The organism is Saccharopolyspora sp. NPDC050389, from assembly GCF_040655595.1.
Taxonomy (GTDB): domain Bacteria; phylum Actinomycetota; class Actinomycetes; order Mycobacteriales; family Pseudonocardiaceae; genus Saccharopolyspora.
In genome coordinates this window covers 1-1,407 of record NZ_JBFAKG010000227.1, presented here as the reverse complement: position 1 = coordinate 1,407, position 1,407 = coordinate 1, and the positions used below count along the sequence as shown (strand labels likewise).

At 67.0% G+C, this 1,407-nt stretch carries 1 protein-coding gene; it reads right to left on the bottom strand.

Annotated features, from left to right (window positions below):
• Positions 1-107: 107 nt before the first annotated feature.
• Positions 108-1,364: an IS701 family transposase gene (locus AB0I53_RS49580; RefSeq protein WP_358618216.1), complete on the bottom strand. Its 1,257-nt coding sequence runs from the start codon at positions 1,362-1,364 to the stop codon at positions 108-110.
• Positions 1,365-1,407 lie beyond the last annotated feature (43 nt).

Below are 1,407 nucleotides of genomic sequence, written 5' to 3'. Positions count from 1 at the left end.
TAGTAGGGCTTTGTTAGTTCGTCATGGTGGTTGTTGGTGGCAGGTGGGGCATCGGCCTGTCCAGGTGGCCAGGAGTACCTGGAGTGTTTGGAGGATTGTGTAGAGGGTCAGGCCGCCCCAGGTGCTTTTGGGCTTGTCAGGCGGAGTTCGGTGAGGAACAGGTGCGCGGCGGAGGTGAGGGTGACGTGGCGGTGCCAGCCGGTGAAGGAGCGGCCTTCGAAGTGGGTGAGCCCGAGCCCGGTTTTGAGTTCGCGGTAGTCGTGTTCGATGCGCCAGCGGAGTTTGGCCAGTCGCACCAGGGTTTTGATCGGTGTGGTGGCGGGCAGGTTGGAGATCCAGTACTCGGTGGGTTCGGGTTCCCGGGGTGGCCATTGGGCCAGCAGCCAGGTTTCGGGAAGGCTGCCGTCGTCTGCTCGGGGGATGTCGCGGTTGGCGGGCCGGATGCGCAGTGCCAGGAACCGGGAGCGCATCGATGCGGTGGGGTTACCCCGGGTCTTTTTGGTGCCCTGACGCCAGGTGACCTGCCGCAGACCGCCGCGTCCGGCGGCCAGAGCCAGCTCGCGCAGCGAGGCCGGCGCGCCGGGGTAGCGAGGGGCCGCCCGTATGCCCCGCCCGGCATAGGGCACGGCCACGGGCACGGCCGTGGCCGGGTGGGCACTGATCGTGTCCCGGGCCGACATCACATAGGACAGGCCCCGTTCGGCCAGCTCGCACCGCAACACCGTGTTGTCTCCGTAGGCGGCGTCGGCCAGCAGGACCGGCGGGCGCAGGCCCCAGGCGAGGAGTTCGTCGATCATCTCCAGCGCCAGGCGCCATTTCGGGCGGTGCCCTTCCTCGCCCGGTATCGCGCACCGATGGCGCCGGATGGCGATGCGTTCGGCCTCCACACCGGTGGCGAGGTCGTCGTCCCAGGTTTCCGGAAGGAACAACCGCCAGTTCAGCGCCGCCGAGCACCGGCTGGTGACGGCGTGCACGCTCACCGCGATCTGACAGTTCGTGACCTTGCCCGCAGTGCCGGTGTACTGGCGGGCCACTCCCGGCGAGGCATCCCCGTCCTTTTCGTGCCCGGTGTCATCCAGCGCCCACGCCTCCGGCGTGACGACCTCCACCGCCCGGGCCGCCAACCGCCGACGCACCGCCGCGTAATCCCACGTCGAGGAAGTGATGAACTGCTGCAACCGCTGATGATCCACACCGAGACGCTCGGCCATCGGCTGCATCGACTTCCGCCGCCCGTCCAGCATCAGTCCCCGCAGGTACAAGCCACCATTAAGCCGCTGCTCACGACGCGCGAACGACACGAACATCTCACCAGCGAAGTCCTCCAAACGACCCCGAACGACATCCAACTCAGCAGCATCCACACCAAGATCATCCCGCACGAGATCAACAACTAACAAAGCCCTA